At 70.4% G+C, this 23535-nt stretch carries 24 protein-coding genes; 7 read left to right on the top strand and 17 right to left on the bottom strand.

Annotated features, from left to right (window positions below; translation table 11 throughout):
- Positions 1-137: 137 nt before the first annotated feature.
- From BM066_RS04250 to BM066_RS04220, 7 genes are all read right to left on the bottom strand, one after another.
- Positions 138-677, bottom strand: a complete 540-nt coding sequence (locus BM066_RS04250; RefSeq protein ID WP_018061875.1) for a hypothetical protein — start codon at positions 675-677, stop codon at positions 138-140.
- Between the two features lie 10 nt (positions 678-687).
- Positions 688-873, bottom strand: a complete 186-nt coding sequence (locus BM066_RS04245; RefSeq protein WP_018061876.1) for a phage tail assembly chaperone — start codon at positions 871-873, stop codon at positions 688-690.
- A gap of 10 nt (positions 874-883) precedes the next feature.
- Complete coding sequence (locus tag BM066_RS04240) at positions 884-1180, bottom strand: GTA-gp10 family protein (RefSeq protein ID WP_018061877.1); 297 nt, start codon at positions 1178-1180, stop codon at positions 884-886.
- Between the two features lie 167 nt (positions 1181-1347).
- Positions 1348-1764: a phage major tail protein, TP901-1 family gene (locus tag BM066_RS04235; protein ID WP_018061878.1), complete on the bottom strand. Its 417-nt coding sequence runs from the start codon at positions 1762-1764 to the stop codon at positions 1348-1350.
- 156 nt (positions 1765-1920) lie between these two features.
- Complete coding sequence (locus tag BM066_RS04230) at positions 1921-2337, bottom strand: DUF3168 domain-containing protein (protein WP_018061880.1); 417 nt, start codon at positions 2335-2337, stop codon at positions 1921-1923.
- Positions 2334-2603, bottom strand: coding sequence for a head-tail connector protein (locus BM066_RS04225; protein WP_018061881.1), 270 nt, complete (start codon positions 2601-2603; stop codon positions 2334-2336). The genes BM066_RS04230 and BM066_RS04225 overlap by 4 nt, the downstream gene beginning before the upstream one ends.
- Before the next feature lie 185 nt (positions 2604-2788).
- Positions 2789-4015: a phage major capsid protein gene (locus BM066_RS04220; protein ID WP_018061882.1), complete on the bottom strand. Its 1227-nt coding sequence runs from the start codon at positions 4013-4015 to the stop codon at positions 2789-2791.
- Between the two features lie 224 nt (positions 4016-4239).
- On the opposite strand from BM066_RS04220, the gene BM066_RS04215 reads away from it, so the two are divergent.
- Complete coding sequence (locus BM066_RS04215; protein ID WP_018061883.1) at positions 4240-4482, top strand: hypothetical protein; 243 nt, start codon at positions 4240-4242, stop codon at positions 4480-4482.
- An 8-nt stretch (positions 4483-4490) separates the two neighbouring features.
- On the opposite strand, the gene BM066_RS04210 is transcribed toward BM066_RS04215, so the two are convergent.
- From BM066_RS04210 to BM066_RS04200, 3 genes are all read right to left on the bottom strand, one after another.
- Entirely contained in the window at positions 4491-4910 is a 420-nt protein-coding gene (locus BM066_RS04210; RefSeq protein ID WP_018061884.1) for an HK97 family phage prohead protease, read from the bottom strand.
- A 143-nt stretch (positions 4911-5053) separates the two neighbouring features.
- Positions 5054-5296 carry a hypothetical protein gene (locus BM066_RS04205; protein WP_018061885.1) on the bottom strand — a complete coding sequence of 81 codons (243 nt, stop codon included), beginning with the start codon at positions 5294-5296 and terminating at the stop codon, positions 5054-5056.
- Between the two features lie 72 nt (positions 5297-5368).
- Entirely contained in the window at positions 5369-6559 is a 1191-nt protein-coding gene (locus tag BM066_RS04200; protein ID WP_255367466.1) for a phage portal protein, read from the bottom strand.
- 150 nt (positions 6560-6709) lie between these two features.
- Between BM066_RS04200 and BM066_RS04195 the strand changes: the two genes are divergently transcribed.
- On the top strand, positions 6710-7060 hold the full coding sequence (locus BM066_RS04195; protein ID WP_026176524.1) for an endonuclease domain-containing protein: 351 nt from the start codon (positions 6710-6712) through the stop codon (positions 7058-7060).
- Between the two features lie 108 nt (positions 7061-7168).
- On the opposite strand, the gene BM066_RS04190 is transcribed toward BM066_RS04195, so the two are convergent.
- The 3 genes from BM066_RS04190 to BM066_RS04180 form a co-directional block, all read right to left on the bottom strand.
- Positions 7169-8422 (bottom strand): DNA-packaging protein, encoded by a 1254-nt coding sequence (locus tag BM066_RS04190; RefSeq protein ID WP_177218373.1) that lies wholly within the window; start codon positions 8420-8422, stop codon positions 7169-7171.
- Complete coding sequence (locus BM066_RS26850) at positions 8304-8759, bottom strand: hypothetical protein (RefSeq protein WP_177218372.1); 456 nt, start codon at positions 8757-8759, stop codon at positions 8304-8306. The genes BM066_RS04190 and BM066_RS26850 overlap by 119 nt, the downstream gene beginning before the upstream one ends.
- Before the next feature lie 320 nt (positions 8760-9079).
- Positions 9080-9637, bottom strand: coding sequence for a sugar O-acetyltransferase (locus BM066_RS04180; RefSeq protein WP_018061678.1), 558 nt, complete (start codon positions 9635-9637; stop codon positions 9080-9082).
- Positions 9638-10003: 366 nt separating this feature from the next.
- Here BM066_RS04180 and BM066_RS04175 point away from each other — a divergent pair, with 366 nt between their 5' ends.
- Entirely contained in the window at positions 10004-10231 is a 228-nt protein-coding gene (locus BM066_RS04175) for a DUF4287 domain-containing protein (RefSeq protein ID WP_018061677.1), read from the top strand.
- 156 nt (positions 10232-10387) lie between these two features.
- Here the strand turns inward: BM066_RS04175 and BM066_RS04170 are convergent, their stop codons facing one another.
- Positions 10388-10726 (bottom strand): hypothetical protein, encoded by a 339-nt coding sequence (locus BM066_RS04170; RefSeq protein WP_018061676.1) that lies wholly within the window; start codon positions 10724-10726, stop codon positions 10388-10390.
- A gap of 122 nt (positions 10727-10848) precedes the next feature.
- On the bottom strand, positions 10849-11334 hold the full coding sequence (locus BM066_RS04165) for a YcgN family cysteine cluster protein (protein ID WP_018061675.1): 486 nt from the start codon (positions 11332-11334) through the stop codon (positions 10849-10851).
- A 68-nt stretch (positions 11335-11402) separates the two neighbouring features.
- Here BM066_RS04165 and BM066_RS04160 point away from each other — a divergent pair, with 68 nt between their 5' ends.
- The 3 genes from BM066_RS04160 (at position 11403) to BM066_RS04150 (ending at position 18606) form a co-directional block, all read left to right on the top strand.
- A complete protein-coding gene (locus tag BM066_RS04160; protein ID WP_018061674.1) occupies positions 11403-13559 on the top strand; it encodes a multimodular transpeptidase-transglycosylase PbpC in 2157 nt (718 codons plus the stop codon).
- A 764-nt stretch (positions 13560-14323) separates the two neighbouring features.
- Positions 14324-17155 (top strand): TonB-dependent receptor, encoded by a 2832-nt coding sequence (locus BM066_RS04155; RefSeq protein WP_018061673.1) that lies wholly within the window; start codon positions 14324-14326, stop codon positions 17153-17155.
- 251 nt (positions 17156-17406) lie between these two features.
- Positions 17407-18606: an acyltransferase family protein gene (locus BM066_RS04150; RefSeq protein ID WP_018061672.1), complete on the top strand. Its 1200-nt coding sequence runs from the start codon at positions 17407-17409 to the stop codon at positions 18604-18606.
- A 16-nt stretch (positions 18607-18622) separates the two neighbouring features.
- Here the strand turns inward: BM066_RS04150 and BM066_RS04145 are convergent, their stop codons facing one another.
- Positions 18623-19372, bottom strand: coding sequence for a hypothetical protein (locus BM066_RS04145; RefSeq protein ID WP_018061671.1), 750 nt, complete (start codon positions 19370-19372; stop codon positions 18623-18625).
- A gap of 139 nt (positions 19373-19511) precedes the next feature.
- Between BM066_RS04145 and BM066_RS04140 the strand changes: the two genes are divergently transcribed.
- Positions 19512-21344 carry an ABC-F family ATP-binding cassette domain-containing protein gene (locus BM066_RS04140; protein WP_089924493.1) on the top strand — a complete coding sequence of 611 codons (1833 nt, stop codon included), beginning with the start codon at positions 19512-19514 and terminating at the stop codon, positions 21342-21344.
- A 193-nt stretch (positions 21345-21537) separates the two neighbouring features.
- On the opposite strand, the gene BM066_RS04135 is transcribed toward BM066_RS04140, so the two are convergent.
- A complete protein-coding gene (locus tag BM066_RS04135) occupies positions 21538-23451 on the bottom strand; it encodes a potassium transporter Kup (protein ID WP_018061669.1) in 1914 nt (637 codons plus the stop codon).
- Positions 23452-23535 lie beyond the last annotated feature (84 nt).

Genomic DNA, 23535 nt, shown 5'->3' with positions numbered 1-23535 from the left:
TTCCGCTCATCCCGGCGAATGCCGGGACCCAGATGGAATGGCTTTGAGGCGGGTTCCTCAAGCTCAGAGCTCGTCCAACCCGACACACCGCTGTGGGATCTGGGTCCCGGCATTCGCCGGGATGAGCGGTTCAATAATCATAGCTTTCTCGCCCCCAGGCTCACCGCCCGCGCCAGGGCCTGGGCCAGCTGGGCGTCGGAGCGGGCCAGGCCGGCCGCGTCGCCGCCCTGGACGTTGATGGTGACATTGACCCCGCCGCCCCCCAGGGGCTCGACCGCGCCAGCGGTCGCGGGGCGAAACAGTTCGGGGCCGCGCTCGCCGACCAGATAGGCGCCGCCGGCCGCGACCGGGCCGCCGTCGGCTCTTGCTCCGGAAAATTTGGCGCCGGAAAAGGCCGAACCCACGACGCCGGCCAGGGCCTTGACCAGGCCGCCCCCGCCGCCCGCCCCGCTCGACACCGCGTCCAGCACCGCCCGCGCCAGCTCGGCCAGGCTGACCTTGCCGTCGGCGGCCGCGTGGGCCAGCGAGCGGGCCAGGCCCGTCCCGGCCTTGGCGAAGGCCTCGTCGATGGCCCGGGCCGCCTGCTCGGCCGGGGCGCGCAGGGCGCCCAGGGCGGCGGCGGCCTCGACGGCGCGGGCGGGGACGGCGTCGAGGCCGTCCGGCTGGAAGTCGCTCATGGGGTCTCCCCTAAGACGTCGGGTTGTCGGGAAAGCGGGCGATCAGGGCGTCCAGCGCCGCACGGTTCAGCGCCGGGGCGGCCGGGACCTCGGCCAGGACCCGCCACTCGGCCAGGGACAGCCGCCAGAAGTCGCGCGGCGGGACGCCCAGCTCCAGGACCGCCCGGCGCAGGGCGGCGCGCCAATGGGGCTTCATCGGCGGGGCGTCATGCGCAGGCGGCCAGGGCGGCGGCCACGGCCGCGACCGCTTCCGGGATCGACACCGGCCGGGCGTCCAGGACCGCCGGATCCTCGCCGCCGCCCTCGAGCAGAGCGGCCAGGACGACCAGCAGCTCGCTCGCCGACAGCCGGCCGAAGCGTTCCGGCAACGCGTTCCAGTCGTCCAGGCCGAGCGCCGCCTCGATCCGGGCCAGGGCGCCCAGGGTCAGGCACAGGCGGCGGGGCGCGCCGGCCAACGGCGCGACGACCTCGCCGCGGGCGGGGTTGGGGATGGGCATGGGCATGGGTGAACACCTTTTCAAACACCCCAATCTCCGCTCATCCCGGCGAATGCCGGGACCCAGATCCCAAAGCTGTGTGGATGATTGGAAGGGCTCGGCGCTCCTGGCGTCAGCCACACCGTTAGTCCATCTGGGTCCCGGCATTCGCCGGGATGAGCGGATCTTGAAGGCTAAATCGCCAGGAACGTCACCGCCCCGGCCGAGGCCAGGGACAGGGCGAAGGCGGCCTCGCCGTCGTGGTCGCCGGCGTATTCGAGGGCCGCCACCAGGAACGGGCCTTCCAGCTGCACGAAGTCAGGGATCACCAGCCGCCAGGTGCGGGCGGTCTGGGCGAAGAAGCTGTCGCGCACCGCCGCGTCGGAGGCCGCGTCGCGGAACACGCCGCTGCCCGACACCGCGACCGAGCGCACGCCCGACCCGGCCAGCAGCTCGCGCCAGCGGCCGGCGCTGTCGCCGTCGGTGGCGTCGATGGCCTGGGCGTTGAGGCTGATCGTGCGGGCCCGCAGGCCGGCCACGGTGGTGAAGACCTGCGGCGACCCGCCGTCGCCGATCTTCAGGAGGATGTCTTTGCCGGCTTGGGCGGCCATGGGGATCTCCGGGTTTCGTGATTGCGACGAACACTTGCCCCCTACGGACCGCTTCGCGGTCGTCTTCCCCCAGAGGGGGAAGAGCCGCTCGGCGGAGGCTCCGCCCCCCATGGGGGCGGACAGACCGCGAAGCGGTCAGGTGGGGGCAAGTCTGGACTAGGCGCTCTCCGTCACCGCCCGCACCCGCAGCACGCCCAGCGACAGCTCGCGGTCGGCGGCGCGGAAGACGTCGGCATAGGTGACGCGCAGGGTGACGAGGCGCCGGCCGACTACCGCCAGCGGCGCGTTGTGCACAGCCGCGCGGACGGCCGAGGTGACGGCCCGCGCCTCCTCGGGCCCGCCGAACTTGCTGGCGCAGGTGAGGGTCAGCAGGTGCTCCAGCCCGTCCGCCTCCGGGCCGAACGGCCGGCTCTCCTGGCGGCCCAGACTGACGCAGGGATAGACCGGATGGCGCGGCGGGTCGGCGTGGACGCGGGCGGCGACCAGGGCGGAGACGGCGGGCGCGGCCTTCAGGGCCTCGACCAGGGCGGCGGCGATGGCCGCGTCGGCGCCCAGATTGCCGGGGCCGCTCACAGCCGGGCCTCCCGATAGGGGGCCAGCCAGGTCTCGACCAGGCCGAGCGGCGGCTCGCCGTCGTCGCGGTGCTCGTAGGCGTGGGCGACCAGGACCAGCACGGCCAGCCGCAGCGGCGCGGGGCTGGCCGGCGTCAGGGCCAGGCCGACAGCGGCGGCGACCCGCGCCTCGGCGGCGTCGATCAGCAGGCCGACCAGGGCGTCCTCCGTGGCGTCGGCCACGCGCAGGAAGCCCTTGGCCTCGGCCAGGGTGATGGAGAGGGGCATGGTGGAAATCCCGTTCCTTCTCCCCTTGTGGGAGAAGGTGTCGGCGCAGCCGACGGATGAGGGGACGCGCGGCGGTCGGCGGCGCGTCTTTCGGCGGTGGAACGAAGCAGACCGGACAGGTCTTTCGACCCCTCATCCGACCTGCTTCGCAGGCCACCTTCTCCCACAAGGGGAGAAGGAAAACCTTAGCTCGCCGCGAACTTCAGCAGCTTGATCGCGTCGAAGTTCTGCACCCCGCCGCCGACCCGCTTGGTGGTGTAGAACAGCACGTGCGGCTTGGCCGAATAGGGGTCGCGCAGCACGCGGACGCCGGCCCGGTCGACGATCAGGTAGCCCTTCTCGAAGTCGCCGAACGCGATGGCCAGGGCGTTGGCCGCCACGTCGGGCATGGCCTCGATCTCGGTGACCGGATAGCCCAGCAGGCTGGCCGACTGGCCCGGCTGCAGGGCCGCGTTCCAGATGTAGTTGCCCTGGGCGTCCTTGAACTTGCGCACGGCGCTGACCGTGCGGCGGTTCATCACGAAGCGACCGTTCTGGCGGTACTGGGTCTTGGCCGCGTAGATCAGGTCGATCAGCCTGTCGGTCGGGTTGGACGCCGGCCAGGCGCCGGCTGCGCCGGTGGCCAGGTAGCCGAGCTGGCCCCAGGTCGCCGAGGCGTCGGCCGCCGCCGTGTAGGCCAGCAGGCCCTTGGGCTTGTTGACCCCGTCGCCGGCGATGAAGGCGCTGGTCTCCTGGGCGGCGAAGGCGTCCTGCACTTCTTCCGCCAGCCACTCGTCGATGTTGACATAGGCGTCGTCGAGCAGGGCCTGGGTGGCGGCCGGGCTGGCGTAGAGCTCGCCGGCCGGGAAGTCGATCACGTCCAGGGTCGGGGCCGCGGTCTCCGGACGCGCCGCGGTCTCGGCCACCCAGCTGGCGGCGAGGCCGGCGGTCGACACCGGCTTGCGGAAGGTCCCGGCGCCGATGGTGCGCACCTGGCAGATGTCGCGCATCGGCGAGGACGCCTGCAGGCGGCGCAGGATCTGCCGCTCCAGCTCGGCCGGGGCCACATAGCCGCCGGCCGTGGCCACGCCCTCCGACAGGCCCTTGGCCTCCAGCAGCAGGGCGGGGGCCTCGCCGGTCTTGATGTAGCGGTCGAAGGCGGCCTTGCGCTCGTCGACATGCGCCAGCGGCGCATCACCGCCAATGGAAGGCCTGCGCGCCTCGGCCAGCACGCGGTCCAGCCGCGCTTGGGCCTGGGAGACGGCGTCGTCGATGCGGGCGACCTTCTCCTCCAGCAGCACGTCGGCGCGCTTGGTCTCCAGCGCGGCCAGGCGCTGGTCGTTGGCGGCCTTGAAGCCCTCGAACGCCGCCAGCACCTCGTGCAGCGCCGCGCGGGCCTCGGGCGAGGCCGCGGCCTGTTTGGTTTCCTTCATGGGAGTCTCCGGATAGGCCCCTCCCCCTCGATGGGGGAGGGGTTGGGGTGGGGGTGAACGCGGCGCGCCCGACCCAATGACGGGCGGGGGTCTTGGCGCGGAACCGCCGTCGTCACCCCCAAACCCGGCCCTTCCCCCATCAAGGGGGAAGGGAGATTCAAACGACTTTTCCGCGCGGATTGCGTCGGTGCAGGCTGGCGAATAGGCTTTTCGCCGGAGCCAACATGTCCCTCGCCGTCGACCCGCAAATCCTGAAACGCTGTCCCGCCGATATCGACGAGGCGATCGTGTTCCTGCACGCCGAGGGCGTGTCGATGATCGCCTCCATGCGCGTGTTATGCGACCGACGCGGCCTAGACCTCGGCGAGGCCAAGCGACGGGTCAGCGCCAATCCGGTCTGGGCGGATGTCATCGAAGCCACCGATCGCGCGATCGACCAGTACCTGGACGAAACCGAAAACTCCTGAGCCCCGGTTCAGCCGACGCGCTTCAGCCGCGCGCCCGGCAGCATCGGGAAGGTCACGATCGACACCTCCCACAGCTCGACCTCGGTCAACACCCGCAGGCGGCCGGTCTCGTCGGGCCGGGCCTTCACGGCGCGGAAGCCGATGGAGAGGCCGTCCAGCGCGCCGGCCTCGACCAGGGCGGCGACCAGGCGGCCCCGCGGCGTGGTCCGCAGGACGCGGCCCCGGACGTAGAGGCCGGTCGCGTCCTCGGCGATCTCGTCCCAGACGCCCACCGGCTCGGCGTCGTCGTGCTGATGCAGCATCTTGACGCCGGCCGGGCCGGTGCGGGCCAGGCTGGCGGCGAAGGCGCCCGAGGCGGCGACGTCGTCGTTGAGGTCGCGGGTCCAGAAGAGGGAGGCGTGGCCCTCGATGGGCAGGTCGTCGGTCATGAGGGGCTCCTGTGCGGTGACCACTTGCCCCCTACGGACCGCTTCGCGGTCGTCTTCCCCCAGAGGGGGAAGAGCGCTCTAGGCTCCGCCCCCTATGGGGGCGGACAGGCGGCGCAGCCGCCAGGTGGGGGCAAGTCCGTGCGCTACTGCTGATCCAGCTTGCTCTCGATCCGGGCCAGCGCGGCCCGCGTGGCCTCGGCTTGGGTCTCCAGCCTCGCCAGGCGCTCGGCGACCGGAGCCTGGGCGTCGAGGCGCTGGCGCAGGTCGTCGATCCGCGCGCTGGCCCGGCCGGCCCACATCAGGGCGGTCGCGGCCTGCAGGGCCACGGCGACCAGCAGGCCGACCGAAACCTGGCGGTCGAGCCGCCAGCGGTTTGATGTCGTCATGGATTTCTCCGGGGACTTGCCCCCTATGGGGCGGACAGGCGGCTCAGCCGCCAGATGCGGGCAAGTGGCGGATCAGCCCTCCAGCCCCGCCAGCCGCCGCCGCTCGGCGTCGGTGAGGAAGCTGGCCCCTTCCAGTCGGGCCCACAGGGCGTCGCGTTCGGCCGACAGGGCCGGCACGGCGTCCAGGTCGCAGGCGATGCGGGCGCCGGGGAAGCGGGGCGCCAGCCAGGCCGACAGGGCCCGCGCCGCCCGCTCGGCCAGGGGCACGACCGTGTGCCGCCAGAACGCGCCGTTGGCCTCGCGGTAGTTGGCGTAGGTGGCGTCGCCCGGCACGCCCAACAGCTGGGGCGGCACGCCGAACGCCAGGGCGATCTCGCGGGCGGCGGCGTGCTTGCCGGCGATGAAGTCCATGTCGGCCGGGCTCAGCGACATCGGCCGCCAGTCGAGGCCGCCTTCCAGCAGCAGCGGCCGGCCGGCGTTGGCGGTCCCGGCGTGGGCGTCGCTGAGCTCGGCCTTCAGCCGTTCGAACTGCTCGGCCGAGAGCCGGTCGCCGGCCTCGCGGTTGGCGTAGACCAGGGCCCCGGACGGCCGGGCGCTGTTGTCGAGCAGGGCCTTGTTCCAGGCCCCCGAGGCGTTGTGCACGTCGATGGCGAAGGCCGCCGCCTCCAGCGGCGAGAAGCCGTAGTGGTCGTCGGTCGGGTTGAACAGCCGCAGGTGCAGCACCGGCAGCCAGCCGGCGGCGTCGCGGCCGATCCGCGCCGTGCGGCCGGCGACCTGGTAGTCGTAGGCCAGCGGCCAGCCGCGCGGGCCGGGCACGACGGTCATCCGGTCGGGCCGCAGGGCGTAGAGCTCGGTCGGGGCGTCGTCTCCGCCCTTGTCCTGGGCAGCCTCCAGGTAGCCGTTGCCGGCGACCTGGAGGTGGCCGAAGAACGCCTCCATCAGGTCGGCCCCGCCCTGTTCGGGATTGGGGGCCTGAAGCAGCCGGCGCAACGGATGGTCGTCGGCCCGCCGGCCGTCGACGAACACCGCCAGCGGCACGGCCGCGGCGGCCTCGGCGATCATCCGCACGCAGCGATAGGCGATCGGGTTCTTGCCGAAGCCCTCCGAGGCCAGGGCGGCGTAGTCGCGCGGCGTCCAGCGCGGCCGCCCGGCCGTGGTGACGGCGATCAGGCGCGCCGCCCGGGAGTCCTTGGCCTCCGGCGGGCGGCGGGGTTTGAACAGGGGCATGGGGCGCCTCGCTGGTTGAGAACGAATGATGAACATGTTAGGGTTGTGAGGGAGTAGGAAGACCCCCTCAGTCGCTTCGCGACGGCTCCCCCAGAGGGGAAGCAGCTTGCGCGGCGTAGATCCTCCCCCTCTGGGGGAGGTGGCCCGAAGGGCCGGAGGGGGCCTGCGGCGGTAGGAAAACGATCGATGGACGCACCGCGCCGCACGCGAAGCTTCGCCAAGCAGCTGCGACGTGAAATGTCCCTGCCGGAGGTGCTGTTGTGGCTTGGCCTGAAGGCCCGCCGGCTCGAGGGCCTGCATTTCCGCAAGCAGCATCCGATCGGACCCTACGTGCTCGACTTCTACTGCGACGAGGCCAAGCTGGCCGTCGAGGTGGATGGCGGCGGCCATGACCTTGGCGACCGACCTCGCCTCGACGCCGTGCGGGACGACTGGATGGCCCAGCGCGGCATTCGCACCCTGAGGCTGCCCGCCGTGGACGTCCTGGCCTGTGTCGACGGGGCGCTTCGGACGATCCTTTCGGAAGCGCGGCGCTGACCCCCTCCGGCCCTCCGGGCCACCTCCCCCAGAGGGGGAGGATCTAGTCCGAGCAGATGCTCCTTCTCTGGGGGGGGGCGCGGAGCGACTTAGGGGGTCTCTTTGACCTCACAACACGCTCAACCGCGGCCTTCTCCCCACCCCCAGCATCAGCTCGCTGACCGCCCAGACCAGGGCGTCGGCGCGGTCCGGGCTGTGGTCCAGGTCGCCCGAGCCCAGGGCCATCAGCTCCTCCTCCAGGGCCGGGAAGGCGCCGCAGTGGACCACGCGGCCCTGCTCGTACAGCGCCGCCACCGGCTCGGCCCGGGCCCGCTTGCCGAGCGAGGCCTTGACCAGCTTGACCGCGCAGGGCGGGCCGGCCTGGGCCAGGACGGCGCGAACCATGTCGCCGCCCTGGTTGGCCTCGGCCACCAGGGCGTCGGCGTTCCAGCGCGCGGCGGCCTCGACCGCCCGGCGGGCCCAGCCGTGGGGCGACAGGCCCCGCGCGGTCCGGTCCTCGAGCACGAAAGCTCTGCCCTCAAAACGTCCGCAGACCACCAGGCCGCAGGCGTCGCCGCCCGCCGTGGCCGGCGGGTCGACGGCCACGACCACGCGCTGGAAGCGGGCCGGCGGCGCGCCCCGGCAGCGGGCCAGGTCCTCGGCCCGGAACAGGCCGCCCTCGCCCTCGACGATCAGGCCGTCCAGCTCCTGGGCGGCCAGGCGGGTGCCGCCGTAGAGGCCCTGCAGGGTCGACAGGAAGGCCGGGGCCAGGTGGTCGGCGTTGGCGCTTGTCGGGACCCGGGTGTTCACCGTGCCCGGTTCGACGATCAGGCCGCGCAGGGCGCGGATCGGCCGGGGCGTGGTGGTGACCACCAGGCGCGGGTCGGTTCCCAGGCGCAGGCCGAAGCGCAGCATGGCCAGGGTCTCGGCCGGCTTGGGCCAGGCGCAGAACTCGTCGGCCCAGGCGGCGTGGAACTGCGGCCCGCGCAGGGCGTCGGGATCCTCGGCCGAGAAGGCCTGGGCGACGGCGCCGTTGCTAAACTCCAGGCGGCGGCGGCTGGCCTGCCATTTCGGACGGGCGCCGACCGGATACAGGCTCTTGAGGCCGGACGGCCCCTCGATCATCACCTCGCGCACGTCGTGGAACGTGGGACCGACCAGGGCGAGGTTCCCGCCTCGCTGGGCCTGATCCTTGATCCAGGACGCCCCCGCGAAGGTCTTGCCGGCTCCACGACCGCCCAGGAACAGCCAGGTGGTCCAGGGGTCAGGCGGGGGAAGCTGGTGCTCCGCCCTCGGCTTCCACGCCGCTCGGCAGCGCTCGATCCGCTGGAGCGACGCTGCGCCCAGCCATTTGCTTAGATTCTCGGGCGGCTCGAGCAACATCCAATCGGCGTCGGATGTCGGCGTGAATTTCAGCCATCCGCTCGGGGGTTCGACCAGAGTCGTCATCCATTTCCGTCTCCAGCTTGGCGTCGATGTCGTTCTCGTTGGCGGCGAGGGCCTCCGACGCCGCAGCGGCCTTGGCCTCGTTGGCCAGGCCCTTGCGGCTCATCACCAGGGCGCCGCTGAGGCGGCGGCTGGCCAGGGCGGCGCCGGCGACCAGCCCATTGAGTTCGGCCTTGGAGGACTCGGCCTCGCCGCCCTTGATCCGCCGGACGTTGGCGACATGGACCTCGACCAATTCAAGATCGGCGTCTCGCATCTTCTGTTCGGGGCTCATCTCGCTTCTCCCGGCCATGACACAAAGATACGGGAGCAGCGGGCGCCGCTGATAACTTAGGTCGAGAAAGTTTAGGGCGTTGATTTTGCTGGTGTTGAGTCGCCATGCGCCGAGGATGGACGGGGCTGTATCCCCGTCAGGGGGCGCCTGACGTCGCCCTCTCCCAGTGGGAGAGGGAGGGGCCCGCCGCGAAGCGGTGGGAGGGTGAGGGGTTACGCCCTCACCGTTTTTCACACGGGGCGCTCCGCCGGCGCGCCGTCTGGCCCGGAACCCCCTCGCCCCAACCCTCTCCCCATGGGAGAGGGAGTCCCCCGCCCCCCTCACTCCGCGATCGAGCGGATCACCCGGGCCGGGTTGCCGCCGACCAGGGTGTCGGGCGGGACGTCGCGGGTGACCACCGAGCCCGCCGCGACGACAGAGTTCTCGCCGACGGTCACGCCGCCGATGATCGTCGCGCCGGCCGCGATCCAGACGTTGCGCCCGATGACGATGGGCCTGGCGACGACGCCGTCGCGCCGGCGGGAGGGTTCGACCGGGTGGCCGGAGGTGATCAGGCTGACGTTCGGACCGATCATCACGTCGTCGCCGATGTCGATCCCGCCCAGGTCGTAGAAGGTGCAGTTCTGATTGACGAAGACGTTGCGCCCGACCCGGATATGGACCCCGCTCTCGGTGTAGAACGGCGGGATCAGCGCGAAGGTCTCGTCCACCGCCCGGCCCGTCAGCTCGCCGAACAGGGCGCGGATCTGAGGCCCGTCTTCGTAAGTCAGGCGGTTGAGGGCGGCGGTGACGGCCATGGCGCGCTTGACGTTGGCGACCATGGTCGCGGATTCCGGCGTCCGCCTGAGGATCATCCGCGTGCGATCGTCATAGGCCATGCGGTCTTCCTTCGGGCGGGTGGACGAAGGACAGCCGTGCCGGGATTCGGCGAGGGCCGCCACGGGGCGGACGGGGCTGGACGCCCGGCGGACGCAGAGGCGATCGCATATGGATTGGCCGCCAAAAGAGCTGTCATCCCGGACAAGCCCGGCGACGCCGGGCGCAGATCCGGGACCGCCGCAAGCGCCTGTGTTCACGCCCCGGTCCCGGATCTTCGCGCTGCGCGCTCGTCCGGGATGACAACGGTTTTGGCCATACGCGATAGCCCCCGCGGCGGGGACTGGGCGAAAAAACCGCCGGCCCCTGTCGGCGCCAACCGTCGCGGAACGTCCTCAGGTCAACAACCCCCGAACACCGAGGCCCCCATGTCCTTCCAAGCCTATCTCGACACCATCCAGGCCAAGACCGGCCTCGACGCCCAGGCGGTGAAGGCCGCGGCCGACGCGGCCGGACTGTCGGACGGCGGCCAGCTCAAGCCCGGGGTCAAGGCCGGTCAGGTCGTGGACTGGGGCAAGGGGACGCTGGGCCTGGGTCACGGCCACGCCATGGCGATCTACGCCCTGCTGTCGGGCAAACGGAAACCGGGCGACTGACCCGACCCGCCCCGAGCGGCGGGAACGCGCCCGGCGCCGCCCATCCCTGCAGATCGCGACGTCTTGGCGATCTCACCTCTGACAGATCGCGCTCTAGATCTTTGTTTTAGCGCATTTTCTTCATGCGAACCGGTGTCCGCTTCGCTCGAAAATGCTCTAGGAACGTCGAATATAGACGCCAATGACGGCCGGGCGTGACTGCACGCAGCCGTCAATGACCAGCATGACGTCCTGATTGGTCGAATAGGCGGTGAGCAGGATCGAGTCCAGCAACTGGGCGCCAGGCAGGGTCGAGTCGACGATGTAGCCGTCGGTCATGGCGCAGGCCGCCGGGTTGCTGAAGGCTCCGCTGGTTTGCACCCTTAGGGTCGTCGTCGTCCATCCGCCGCCCAGGAAGGTCAGCTTGGCCCAGGGAACCTCGACGGGCGTCGCCGTGGCCGCGCCCGCCACCAGAGAAAAGGCGAGGCCGAGCATGGCGGGAAGGGCGGGCTTCATGGAAGTCTCCAAGGGGTTTCGGAATATGGCCAAGCTCATGGCTATTCCGAACCACGAGACTTCTCAACCTAAAAGGGAGGAAATTGTTCGATCTATTCGCCCCGCGCCGGACCGCCCCGCCCTCACTCCTCCGGGTCGTAGATCTGGTCGCCCTTGTCGGCCATCAGGTCGACGGCCACGAAGTCCAGGGCGTCCTCCGGGTCGTCGAAGCACAGCTCCGACACCGTCTGGTCGCGCACCGAGATCCCGGCCTTGTGGGTGCTGTCGGGGTCGCCGGTGACCAGCGGATGCCAGTCGGGCAGGGTCTTGCCCTCGTGCAGCCGGCGATAGGCGCAGGACGGCGGCATCCATTCCAGGGTCTCGATGTTGTGCGGCGTCAGCTTGATGCAGTCGGGCACGGTCTTGCGGCGGTTGGGATAGTCCTTGCAGCTGCAGCGGTGCTCGTCGAACAGCTGGCAATGCACCCGGGTGGGGATGATCTCGCCGGTGTCTTCGTCTTCGAAGCGAACCAGGCAGCAAAGGCCGCAGCCGTCGCATAGACTCTCCCACTCGGGGACGGTCATCTGGTTTAGGGACTTCGTCTCCCAGAAAGGTTTGCGCGCCATCATCGCGGCGTCCTAAACCCAAATCGCCCCGAAACCAAACGGGGAGACCAGAACGGGACCGTGGGGCCGACTTGAACGACTGGACGCTGCCGCCCTATCGCTTCGACGACGAACCGCCGCGCCCGCCGGCCCAGCGGCCGCCGGACTCCGCCGCCGCGCCGCCGCCGCCCCCGCCGCCGCCGCCCCGCGAACCGCCTCGCGAGCCCCCGCCGGAGGAGCCCTTCCGCGCGGACCTGAAGCACGCCCGGGCCAAGGCCAAGGCCCGCAAGGCCCGCTGGATCTGGATCCCGCTGCTGGCCGTGCTGGCCCTGGGCCTGGCGGGCGCCGGGGCCGGGGCCGGCTATGTCTGGTGGAAATACCTGCGCGACACCCCGACCCTGCCGTCGCGCGAGGCGCTGTTCGCGGTCAACCGCGCGCCGGGCATCCGGTTCGAGGACCGCAACGGCCAGGTGATCGCCAGCCGCGGCCCGCGCTACGGCCAGCGCATCACCCTGGCCGGCGTGCCCAACTACGTGCCGCTGGCCTTCCTGGCCGCCGAGGACAAGCGCTTCTACCGGCACGGGGCCATCGACCCCTACGGCATCGTCCGCGCGGCCTACGTCAACCACCGGGCCGGCCGCACCGTGCAGGGCGCCTCGACCCTGTCCCAGCAGCTGGCCAAGGGCCTGTTCCTGACGCCCGACCGCACGGTCCGGCGCAAGCTGCAGGAAATGCTGATGGCCCATCGCCTGGAGCAGGTCCTGACCAAGGACGAGGTGCTGGAACTCTATCTGAACCGGGTGTTCTTCGGGGCCAACACCTTCGGGGTCGACGGCGCCAGCCGCACCTATTTCGGCAAGTCGGCCAGCCAGCTGACCCTGTCGGAGGCGGCGCTGCTGGCCAGCCTGCCCAAGGCCCCCTCGCGCCTGGCCCTGACCCGCGACATGAGCGCCGCCCTGGCCCGCTCGCGCCTGGTCCTGGCCAACATGCGCAAGGAGGGCTGGATCACCGCCGAGCAGGAGAGCCGGGCCCTGGACGACACCCCGCGCCTGTCGCCGCTGGCCGTGGCCGACGAGGGCGACTACGGCTGGGTGCTGGACTACGCCACCGCCGAGGCCGTGCGCATCGCCGGCCAGAACGCGCCCGACCTGGTGGTGCGCCTGACCATCGACCCGCGCCTGCAGCACGTGGGCGTCGAGACCGTCCGCCAGGCCATCCAGATCGGCGGCGAAAGCGCCGGGGCCCGCCAGGCGGCCCTGCTGTCGCTGTCGGCCGACGGGGCCGTGCGGGCCATAGTGGGCGGGACCGACTATATCGAGAGCCCGTTCAACCGCGCCGTCCAGGCCCGCCGCCAGCCGGGTTCGACCTTCAAGCCGTTCGTCTACGCCGCCGCCCTGGAGAAGGGCGTGCTGCCCACCGACATCCGCGTCGACGGGCCGGTGCAGTTCGGCGATTGGAAGCCCGAGAACTACGCCGGCGGCTATCGCGGCCCGATGACCGTGCAGGACGCCCTGGTCAATTCGATCAACACCATCGCGGTCAAGCTGGGCCAGGAGGCCGGCGGGCCGGCGATCGGCGACCTGGCCCGGCGGTTCGGGTTCACCACCCTGCCCTCCAACCCCGACCTGTCGGTGGCGCTGGGGGCCTATGAGGTGAACCTGCTGCAGCTGACCTCGGGCTTCCAGGTGTTCCAGCAGGGCGGCGTGCGCCTGCAGCCCTATGTGATCGAGAGCATCACCACCCAGGACGGGACGCCGATCTTCACCCACGCGGTCCCCGGCTCGGCGCCCAGCGTCTACGACGTCAGCAAGGCCAGCATGATGGTCAAGATGATGAAGAAGGTGGTCGAGGTCGGCACCGCCAAGCGGGCGGCGTTCGGCTGGCCGGCGGCGGGCAAGACCGGCACCAGCCAGAACTGGCGCGACGCCTGGTTCGTGGGCTTCACCCCCGACTACGTGACCGGCGTCTGGGTGGGCAACGACGACGACCGGCCAATGAACAAGGTGGTCGGCGGCGACATCCCGGCCAGCATCTGGCGGCGCTACATGCTGGCCGCCCACGAGGGCCTGGCGGTGCGCGACTTCCCCTGGCTGCTGCCCGACCCGGCGCCCCTGTCGACGCCCGATCCCCGCAACGGCTTCTACGAGACCCTGGCCGCCGAGTTCGCGCGTTCGGCGTCGGAGCTGGAGCCGGCCGCCGACGCCCCGACGCCCGGTCCCGCGCCCTCGCCGGAACAGCTGCCGTACTGAGGACTTTCGAGCGAAATGGACGCCTCCCCACGGCTCCCCCGCGCGAAACGCCGTGTCGCTGAACAGCGGAGGCGGCCCGTCCGCATTCGCTGCGGGCAGGACGGCCTCCGCCGCCTCGCACGCCTTTCCGGATGGGCCTGCGTTCGCCGCCCCGCAGCCGCCGGACAAGGCCGCAAGCGCTGCGAATGCGACCTTGGAAATCGATCTGAGACTACGAATCCCCGCCCTGCCGCCTGACTCGTCCGCCGAAATTTCCCGACCAGAAGTTCGCGCGAAGGCAGTCCGGAAAACAAGATCGGGACGCTCGCCGATTTCCTTTTCAAGGCGGGAGCGCCTCCGCCGGTTGCATTCCCGGCGCACCGCCCCGGGCGTCTGCGCATCGATAATCGATCTGGAGATATCGACTTCCGACGAGCAACTTCATAATAATTACAGGACGGTAAGAATTCCCTTTCAGATCACCAAGTTCCCCGAACCGCGATTCTATCAGTCAAGCTTGGATATCGACGGTTTCTCTACACCCCATTGCGCCCCAGACACCTAAAAGACTTATTCTCGCCGCAATTCGGCTTCGGCAGTTGCTTGGATGTGACAGGTCATAGACATATTCATTACACGGCGGCGTCGACGATTGACGGGCGTCTTTGGCGGCTCCTATCCCACGGCAACCGGGGACGAGAGGTCCTCCGGGAAACCTAGAGCTGACAGGGCGACGGGACGAGCGGGCCGATGCGGCCAGGCTCCAAGCGCCCGGAGGGACCGACATGAAATTGCAGATCACCCGCGGGCGCCTGCTCGCGACGACGATGATGGCGGGGGTCGCCACCTTCGCCGCCTTCGCCGCGAACGCGCAGACCGCGCCGGCCCCGGCCGCCGCCCAGGCCGCCCCCGCCGACAATGAAGTCGAAGCCGTCGTCGTCACCGGTTCGCTGCTGCGCCGCACCGACACCGCCACCCCGTCGCCGGTCACCGTCCAGACCACCGAGCAGCTGAAGGCCCAGGGCATCACCACGATCGCCGACGCCATCCGCAGCCTGTCGGCCGACAACTCCGGCTCGATCCCCGCCGCCTTCGGCAACGGCTTCGCCGCCGGCTCGACCGGCGTGTCGCTGCGCGGCCTGTCGGTCAACTCGACCCTGGTGATGATCGACGGCCTGCGCAACGCCAACTACCCGCTGGCCGACGACGGCCAGAAGGCGTTCGTCGACCTCAACTCGATCCCGTTCAACGCGGTCGAGCGCATCGAGACCCTGAAGGACGGGGCTTCGTCGCTGTACGGCGCCGACGCCATCGGCGGCGTCGTCAACATCATCATGAAGTCCAACTACCAGGGCATGGGCGCCGACGCCTCGATCGGGACCAGCGAGCACGGCGGCGGCGGCCAATACCGCTTCAACGCCGACATCGGCCACGGCGACCTGGATACCGACAAGTACAACCTCTACGCCGACTTCGAGTACCAGCTGGACAAGCGCATCCGCATCGACCAGCGCGGCTTCCCGTACAACACCAACGACCTGACCTCGATCCCCGGCGGCCAGAACAACAATCCGCAGGCCGGCGGCAGCACCTTCTACGGCAACGTCAAGCCGGCCATCCTGACCGAGGCCGGCAACCTGGCCAGCGGCCAGGCCATCGGCGGCGTCGGCAACGAGTGGCGCCCGCTGCGCAGCTGCCCGACCGACGCCCCGCTGACCGTCGACCCGCGCCTGGACGACAACACCGGCCAGTCGATCGGCAGCTACTGCGCCCAGAACATCGCCACCTTCGGCGACGTCCAGCCCAAGCAGGAGCGCATCGCCACCTACGGCCGCTTCACGATCAAGCCGAACGACAACCTCGAGGCCTATCTCAGCGGCAGCTTCGTGCAGAGCAAGACCTCGGTCACCGGCACCCCGGTCACCATCTCGTCCAGCACGCCGCACAACCTGAGCAACATCGTCCTGCCGATCACCCTGACCGACGGCACCCTGAACCCGAACAACCCGTTCGCGGCGGCCGGTCAGTACGCCCTGATCAAGTACCGCTTCAGCGACCTGCCGGCCGACGCCGAATACACCAACCGCATGGCCCGCATGGTCGCCGGCGTGAAGGGCAACACCCATGACTGGGATTACCAGGCCAACCTGGTGATCGCCCACGGCTGGCTGGAAAGCGCCCAGAACGGCTTCGTCAGCTACAACAACCTGATGAAGGTGATCGCCGACGGCTCGTACAACTTCGTCGACCCGTCCAAGAACAGCGACGCCGTCCGCAAGGCCCTGTCGCCGACCCTGGCCAAGACCTCGACCTCGGACCTGGACTCGATCAGCTTCCAGGCCTCGCGCGGCGTGTTCAGCCTGCCGGGCGGCGAAGCCCAGCTGGGCCTGGGCGGCGAGTTCCGCTACGAGGCCACCAACGACCCGGCCCTGAACCCGGTCAACGACGCCCAGGGCCTGGGCAACGCCAAGACCATCGGCAACCGCACCGTCGCCTCGGCCTTCGCCGAGCTGGGCATGCCCATCATCGACAAGGTGGAGGTCAACGTCTCGGGCCGCTACGACCACTATTCCGACTTCGGCGACAACTTCTCGCCGAAGCTGGGGGTGAAGTTCTCGCCCACCAAGGAGATCGCGCTGCGCGGCACGGTCTCGAAGGGCTTCCGGGCTCCCAGCTTCTCGGAATCGGGCGACTCGGCCGCCCAGGGCTTTACGACCTTCTCGTTCCAGGACGCCTCGTTCGACGCCTTCCGCGCCGCCCACGGCGACAACGAGTACACCAAGGACTATTCGCTCTCGCTGATCACCACGGCCAATCCGGACCTGAAGCCGGAAAAGTCGACCAGCTATACGTTCGGCGCGGTGTGGGCCCCGACCCGCAACTTCAGCGTCTCGCTGGACTACTACCACATCAAGAAGACCGACGTGATCGCCCAGGCCGCCCCGGGCGCGGCCCTGGACGCCTACTACGCGGGCGAAGCCATCCCGGCCGGCTACACCATCGTCGCCGACGCGGTCGACCCGGACCACCCGACCGCCCAGCGCCGCGTGCTGTCGGTGGCCTCGCCCTACATCAACGCCGACTCGCTGGTCACCAGCGGTCTGGACCTGAACGTCCAGGCCAGCTTCTACCTGCCCTACGACGTGAAGTGGACGACCAACCTCGACGCCACCACCCTGTTCGACTTCAAGTACACCCAGGACGGCACGACCTATAACTACGTCGGCAAGGAAGCGCCGTACGCCCTGTCGTCGGGCGCCGGCACCCCGAAGAACCGCCTGTCGTGGTCGAACACCTTCGAGCACGGTCCGATCCACGTGACCGGCACGATGAACTATGTCAGCGGCATGCGCGAAATCGACGACAGCGCGGCCAGCGGCTGCCTGTACGGCGACGACGCCTTCAACTGCCGCGTCAAGTCGTTCACCAGCGTCGACCTGACCGGCGCCTACGACGTGACCGAAAAGGCCAGCGTCTACGCCGACGTCATGAACCTGTTCGACACCGGCCCGATGTTCAACCCGGCCAACTACGCCGCGGTGAACTGGAACCCGACCTATTCGCAGTCGGGCATCGTGGGCCGCTACTTCCGGGTGGGCGTCCGCCTGAAGTACTAGGATCTCGCGTCCGGGAGCATCCGTACGCTCCCGATGAGATGGAGGGGCCGTCCGCGAGGACGGCCCCTTTTTCGTTGAGGCGGCGGGCGGAGAGGCGGCGGCGGGGACGCATGCTCACTCGCCAGCGCCACAAGACAACCCTGAACCTCGACGTGAGTGTGCGTCCCCGCCCCAAGCGTCCCCTCCGCTCCCCTTACCGCCCCTTAACCACGCGGCTCTAGGCTGGCCCCTCCATACCTCCGGGGCCGTCCGTGTCGTTCACCACCCGCGCCATCGCCGGCCTGAAGGCCGCGTTCGGGCCGTCGCCAGGCGACGCCGCGCCGCGCGCCGTGGGACCCGACCTGCTGCGGGCCTGCGCCATCCTGCTGGTCATGCTGCAGCACCTGCCCAAGGCCGCCGCCGCCGACTGGCTGATCCTGGTCAAGCCCTATGGCTGGCTTGGCGTGGACGTGTTCTTCGTGCTCAGCGGCTACCTGATCGGCGGCCAGCTGATGCGGCCGATCGCGCGCGGCGAGGCCCCCGACCTGCTGCGCTTCTGGGCCAGCCGCGCCTTCCGCATCCTGCCGGCCTATCTGGTGATCCTGGCGCTCTACAATCTGCTGCCGGGCTTCACCGACGGCGAGGGCCTCCAGCCGCTGTGGCGGTTCCTGACCTTCACCATGAACCTGGGCCTGGACTACACCCGGACCGGCAATTTCAGCTCGGCCTGGTCGCTGTGCGTCGAGGAGTGGTTCTACCTGACCCTGCCGCTGCTGGTGCTGGGCCTGCGCCTGCCCGCCCTGCGCCGGGCGGGGCCGTGGCCCGGCGTCGGCCTGGCCGCCGTCCTGGTCCTGGGCGGCATGGCCCTGCGGTTCTGGCTGTGGCGCGACCTGTCGACGCTGGCCGATCCGCCGCCCGGCCTCTACCAGAAGGTCATCTACTATCCCACCTGGTGCCGGCTGGACGGCCTGCTGATGGGCGTGCTGCTGGCGGCCCTGCGCACCTTCCGCCCCGCTCGGTGGGCCAGGCTCTGCCCGCCCTGGCTGGCCGCGCCGGCGGCCGTGGCGCTGTGGGCCGCGGCGATCCGGCTGATTGGCGACAACGGCCTGGTCCTGAGCCTGACCGGGGCGACCGTGGTCTATCCGCTGTACGCCCTCGGCTGCGCCCTGATGCTGTCGGCCCTGCTCGACCTCGAACCCTGGCTGGCCCGCCAGCGCCCGCGCGGCCTGGCCCCGCTGGCCGCCCTGGCCTACAGCCTCTACCTGGTCCACAAGCCGGTCTACTGGGCCCTGTACGATCGACTGGGGCCCGAGGTCCTGCAAGGCTGGACCGGCCTGGCGCTCTACGTCCTGCCCGCCTTCGCCGCAGCCATCGTGCTGCATGTGCTGGTGGAGCGACCGTTCCTGCGGCTGCGCGACCGGGTGATGGCGCGACCGGTCGAAGCCGGGGAGCCCGTGAAGCTGGCGGCTTGAACAGGCCAGACCTGATTTAGAGGCGGTGGCGCCTGCTGATCCGAAAATTGGCCAGCAGCACCGCGCCGCCGATCAGCGGCGGTACGACCGCGAGCAACCAGCCGCCGACGCCGATCTCGGCCGGCGAGCCGCTCAAGCCCAGACCGGTCATCAGGGGGACCCAGGTCAGGCTGGCGACCGCCCAGCAGGCGAAGGCGCGGACCCAGCCGTCCAGCCGCCAGAGGACCAGGACCAGGCCGCCGCCCATGGCCAGGAACAGGGCCGTCAGGTGGACGCGCGTCCAGGGGGCGTCCCCCTCGGTGATCGCGCCCATCACCCCCCACAGGGCGCCCCCGGTCAGCCCGAAGAGCAGGCAGCCTCCCACACGGCGCCAGATCGGCGAGGCGGCCATGCGGGCGCGCCAGGCCGACGGCAGCCGGTCCCACGCCACGCTGGCGGCGACCAGCGCCAGGGCCAAGGCCCCGCCGGCCAGCACCATCGAGCGCTCCTCGCTGCTCTCGGCGGCCCGACGGCAGATCCCTTCAGCGGCGAGCCAGAGGAACGCGCCATACAGGAAGACGGCCAGGATCCGCCCCGGCCGGGACTTGGCGAGCCAGGAGCCGAGCACCAGCTGCAACAGCATGACCAGCCAGAAGGCGTCTCCCGCATAGGCTGAGATCGAAGGCCACAGCCGCCCGTCGGCCAGCCAGAGCAGGCCGGCCACGATCACGGTGGCGGCAATATGGAGCCGGTAGGGCTTGGCGATGGGTTCGGCGTCATTCGTCATGCCCGCCAAGGTAGCGCTAGTTTCGCCCGGCCATGCAAGCCCCGACGGCTCCCCCAAGAAATCCCCCCGCCCCCTCGCCTGCCCTGCTATACGCCCCCATCTCCTCCCCTTCCCGTCCGACAGTTAGACCCTCCCGACCATGGCTTCCCCGACTCGCGCCCCTGTCCTGGCCCTCAAGGACGTCCGCCTCGCCGATGGGGCCAAGCCGTTGTTCGACGGGGTGGACCTGGCGCTGGAGCCGCGGGTGCGCGCCTGCCTGGTCGGGCGCAACGGCGCGGGCAAGTCGACCCTGCTGAAGATCCTGGCCGCCCAGGGGATCGAGGCCGACAGCGGCGAGCGGGCCGCCCAGCCGGGCGCCAAGATCGTCTATGTCAGCCAGGAGCCGGACATCACCGGCGAGACCCTGCTGGACTACTGCACGGCCGGTGGGGCCGAGGACTACGAGGCCCACGCCACCCTGGCCGACTTCGGCCTGGACTACGCCAAGAGCACGGTCGGCCTGTCGGGCGGCGAGCGGCGTCGGGCGGCGCTGGCGCGTGCTTTTGCGGAACAGCCCGACGTGCTGCTGCTGGACGAGCCGACCAACCACCTGGACATCTTCGCCATCCAGACGCTGGAAGAGGAACTGGCCAATTCCAAGTGCGCGGCCCTGATCGTCAGCCACGACCGCGCCTTCCTCAACCGCGTCACCCAGCGCACCTTCTGGCTGGAGCACCGCAAGGTGCGCCGGCTGGACAAGGGCTTCGCCGAGTTCGAGATCTGGAGCGAGCAGGTGCTGGCCGCCGAGGCCGACGAGGAGCGGCGGCTGAACAAGCAGCTGGAGCGCGAGAACGCCTGGCTGGCGCGCGGCGTCCAGGGCCGCCGGGCCCGCAACGAGGGCCGCCGCCGGGCCCTGATGGACCTGCGCGCCCAGAAGCGCGACCTGCAGGCCGACAAGCGCGGCAGCATGACCCTGGCCGTCGAGAGCTCGGGCACGTCCGGCAAGAAAGTGGTCGAGGCCAAGCACGTCACCAAGAAATTTGGCGAGCGGGTGATCGTCGAGGATTTCTCCACCCGCATCCTGCGCGGCGACCGCGTGGCCCTGGTCGGCCCCAACGGCGCGGGCAAGACCACCCTGGTGCGCATGCTGCTGGGCGAGATTCCGATCGACGCCGGGACGATCAGCCTGGGCACCAACCTGGAGATCTCCTACGTCGACCAGAACCGCATGGCGCTGTCGGAGAAGATGACGCTGTGGGACTTCCTGACCCCGGGCGGCGGCGACTCGATCCTGGTGCGCGGCCAGCCCAAGCACGTGGCCGGCTACGCCAAGGAGTTCCTGTTCACCGAGGCCCAGCTGCGCCAGCCGGTCACCAGCCTGTCCGGCGGCGAGCGCAACCGCCTGCTGCTGGCCCGGGCCCTGGCCACGCCGACCAACCTGATGGTGCTGGACGAGCCGACCAACGATCTCGACATGGACACCCTGGACCTGCTGGAAGAGGTGCTGGCCGACTTCGAGGGCACCCTGATCCTGGTCAGCCACGACCGCGACTTCATCGACCGCCTGGCGACCTCGACCATCGCCATGAACGGCCACGGCAAGGTGCTGGAGACGCCCGGCGGCTGGAGCGACCTGATCGACCAGGCCCCGGACTTCTTCAAGGGCGCCCGCGGCGCGGCCGGCGACTTCGCCACCGGGACCGGCTCGCACAAGGCGGTGATCACCCCCAGCGCGCCGCCCCCGCCCAAGAAGAGCGCCAAGCTGTCCTACAAGGACCAGCGGCGCCTCGAGGAATGCGAAGCCCTGGTCGCCGCCTCGCCGAAGATCATCGCCGACCTGGAGGCCAGGCTGGCCGACCCGAACTTCTACGCCAAGGATCCCAAGGGCTTCGACACGGTGATGAAGGCCCTCGACAAGGCCCGCGCCGACCTGGCCCAGGCCGAGGAGGACTGGCTGGCGCTGGAGGAAAAGCGCGAGGCGATGGCGGGTTAGGCGCCCTCTTCCAACAGACGTGCTTCGAGAACGCCCGGATGTTGTCATCCCGGCTGGAGCGAAGCGGAAGGCCGGGATCCAGGTGAACCGCAAGGCTTTTGCCCAGTCTCCTGGGTCCCGGACAGCCTCTGCGAGGCTTCCGGGATGACAACAGGTTTAGGTCTTCGATAGTCTTTAATCGGAGACCGTCCCCCTACACCACCACCTGCGAGCCCATCTCCACCACCCGGCCGGCCGGGATGTGGAAGTAGTCGATCGGGTCGGCGGCGTTCTTGACCATCCAGATGAACAGCCGGTCCTGCCACAGCGGCATGGCGACGCCGGGCGAGGCCACCACCGTGCGGCGGCCGACGAAGAACGAGGTCGACATCAGGTCGAAGACCAGGCCCCGCCGGCGGCAGCTGCCCAGGGCGCGCGGGATGTTCGGCGTCTCCATGAAGCCGTAGTGCACGGTCACCAGCCGGAAGCCGGGACCCCCGCCCTCCCCGCCCAGGGGCTCGATCTCGATCCGGTCCTTCTCGGCGACGCGCGGCTGGTCGGCCGTGCGCACGGTCATGATCACGTTCTCGGCGTGCAGCACCTTGTTGTGCTTGAGATTGTGCAGCAGGGCGACCGGGGCGACGGACGGGTCGGAGGTCAGGAAGATCGCCGTGCCCGGCACCGGGTGGGGCGGGCGGGCCCGCAGGCTGTCGATCAGGTCGACCAGGGCGATCGAGTCGCGATGGACCTTGGCGTGCAGCAGCTCGCTGCCCGTCCGCCAGGTCCACATGGCCAGGACGATGGCCCCGGCCGCCGCCAGCGGCACCCAGCCGCCCTCGGCGATCTTCAGGGCGTTGGAGCCCAGGAACACCAGGTCCAGCGCCAGGAACGGGGCCAGCACCGCCACGCTGGCCCACAGCGGCCACTTCCAGTGGCGGCGCGCCACCACGAACAGCAGGGCCACGGTCACCACCATGGTCGTGGTCACCGCCACCCCGTAGGCCGAGGCCATGTTCGACGAGGTCTTGAACATGAACAGCAGGAACAGCACGCCCACCGCCAGGGCGGCGTTGACCTGCGGCACGAAGATCTGGCCGGCCACGGTCTCGCTGGTGCGCTTGATGTCGATCCGCGGCAGCAGGCCCAGCTGCACGGCCTGCTGGGTCACCGAGAAGGCGCCGGTGATCACCGCCTGGCTGGCGATGATGGTGGCCGCCGTGGTCAGCAGCATGACCGGCCAGTAGGCCGCGTGCGGGATCATGCCGAAGAACGGGTTGTCCATGGCGGCCGGATGGATCAGGCACAGGGCGCCCTGGCCCAGATAATTGACCATCAGGCACGGCAGGGCCACCAGCAGCCAGCCGGCCCGGATCGGTCCCTTGCCGAAATGGCCCATGTCGGCGTAGAGCGCCTCGGCCCCGGTCACGCACAGGAAGACGCTGCCCAGGATCGTCACGCCCAGCGGGCCGTCGGCGACCAGCAGCTTGATCGCGTAGACCGGGCTGAAGGCCAGCAGGATGTCGGGCCGCTGCAGCACGAACGGCAAGCCCAGGGCGGCAAGCGTGGCGAACCAGACCAGGGTGATCGGCCCGAAGAACCGGCCCACCATCTCGGTGCCGCGCGACTGCACGGCGAACAGGGCCAGCAGGATGATCGCCGCCAGCGGCAGGACGAACGGCTGGAAGTGGGCGCCGATCACCGGCGCCGTGGTCAGGCCCTCGACCGCCGACAGCACCGAGATCGCCGGGGTGATCAGGCCGTCGCCATAGAACAGCGCCGCCCCGACGATGCCCAGCAGCACCAGCCAGGCCGAGCGCTTCTGCAAGGCGTTCTGCGCCAGGGCCATCAGGGCCAGGGTGCCGCCCTCGCCGCCGTTGTCGGCCCGCATGACGATGACGACGTATTTCAGGGTGACCACCAGGGTCAGGGCCCAGAACACCAGCGACACCACGCCGAACACCGCCAGGTGCGGGTCGACCCTGCCGGCGTGGGCCAGGGCCTCGCGCATGGCGTAGAGCGGGCTGGTGCCGATGTCGCCGAACACCACGCCGATGGCCCCCAGCCACAGGGCGCCGAACCGGGCGGCGCGGGCGCCCGGCGCGGCCGGCTCGGGTGAGGAATGGGCCATGGGGCTCGCGTCCGTCGAAGGGAGCGACGGCCTACACGCACGCCGCATAAGGGCGCGATGCGGAATCCGGGCGGGGGTATAAGG

The organism is Caulobacter sp. UNC279MFTsu5.1 (assembly GCF_900114015.1).
Lineage (GTDB): Bacteria > Pseudomonadota > Alphaproteobacteria > Caulobacterales > Caulobacteraceae > Caulobacter.
The sequence above is the reverse complement of the archived record's forward strand: the minus strand, read 5'-3'. Positions and strand labels throughout refer to the sequence as shown.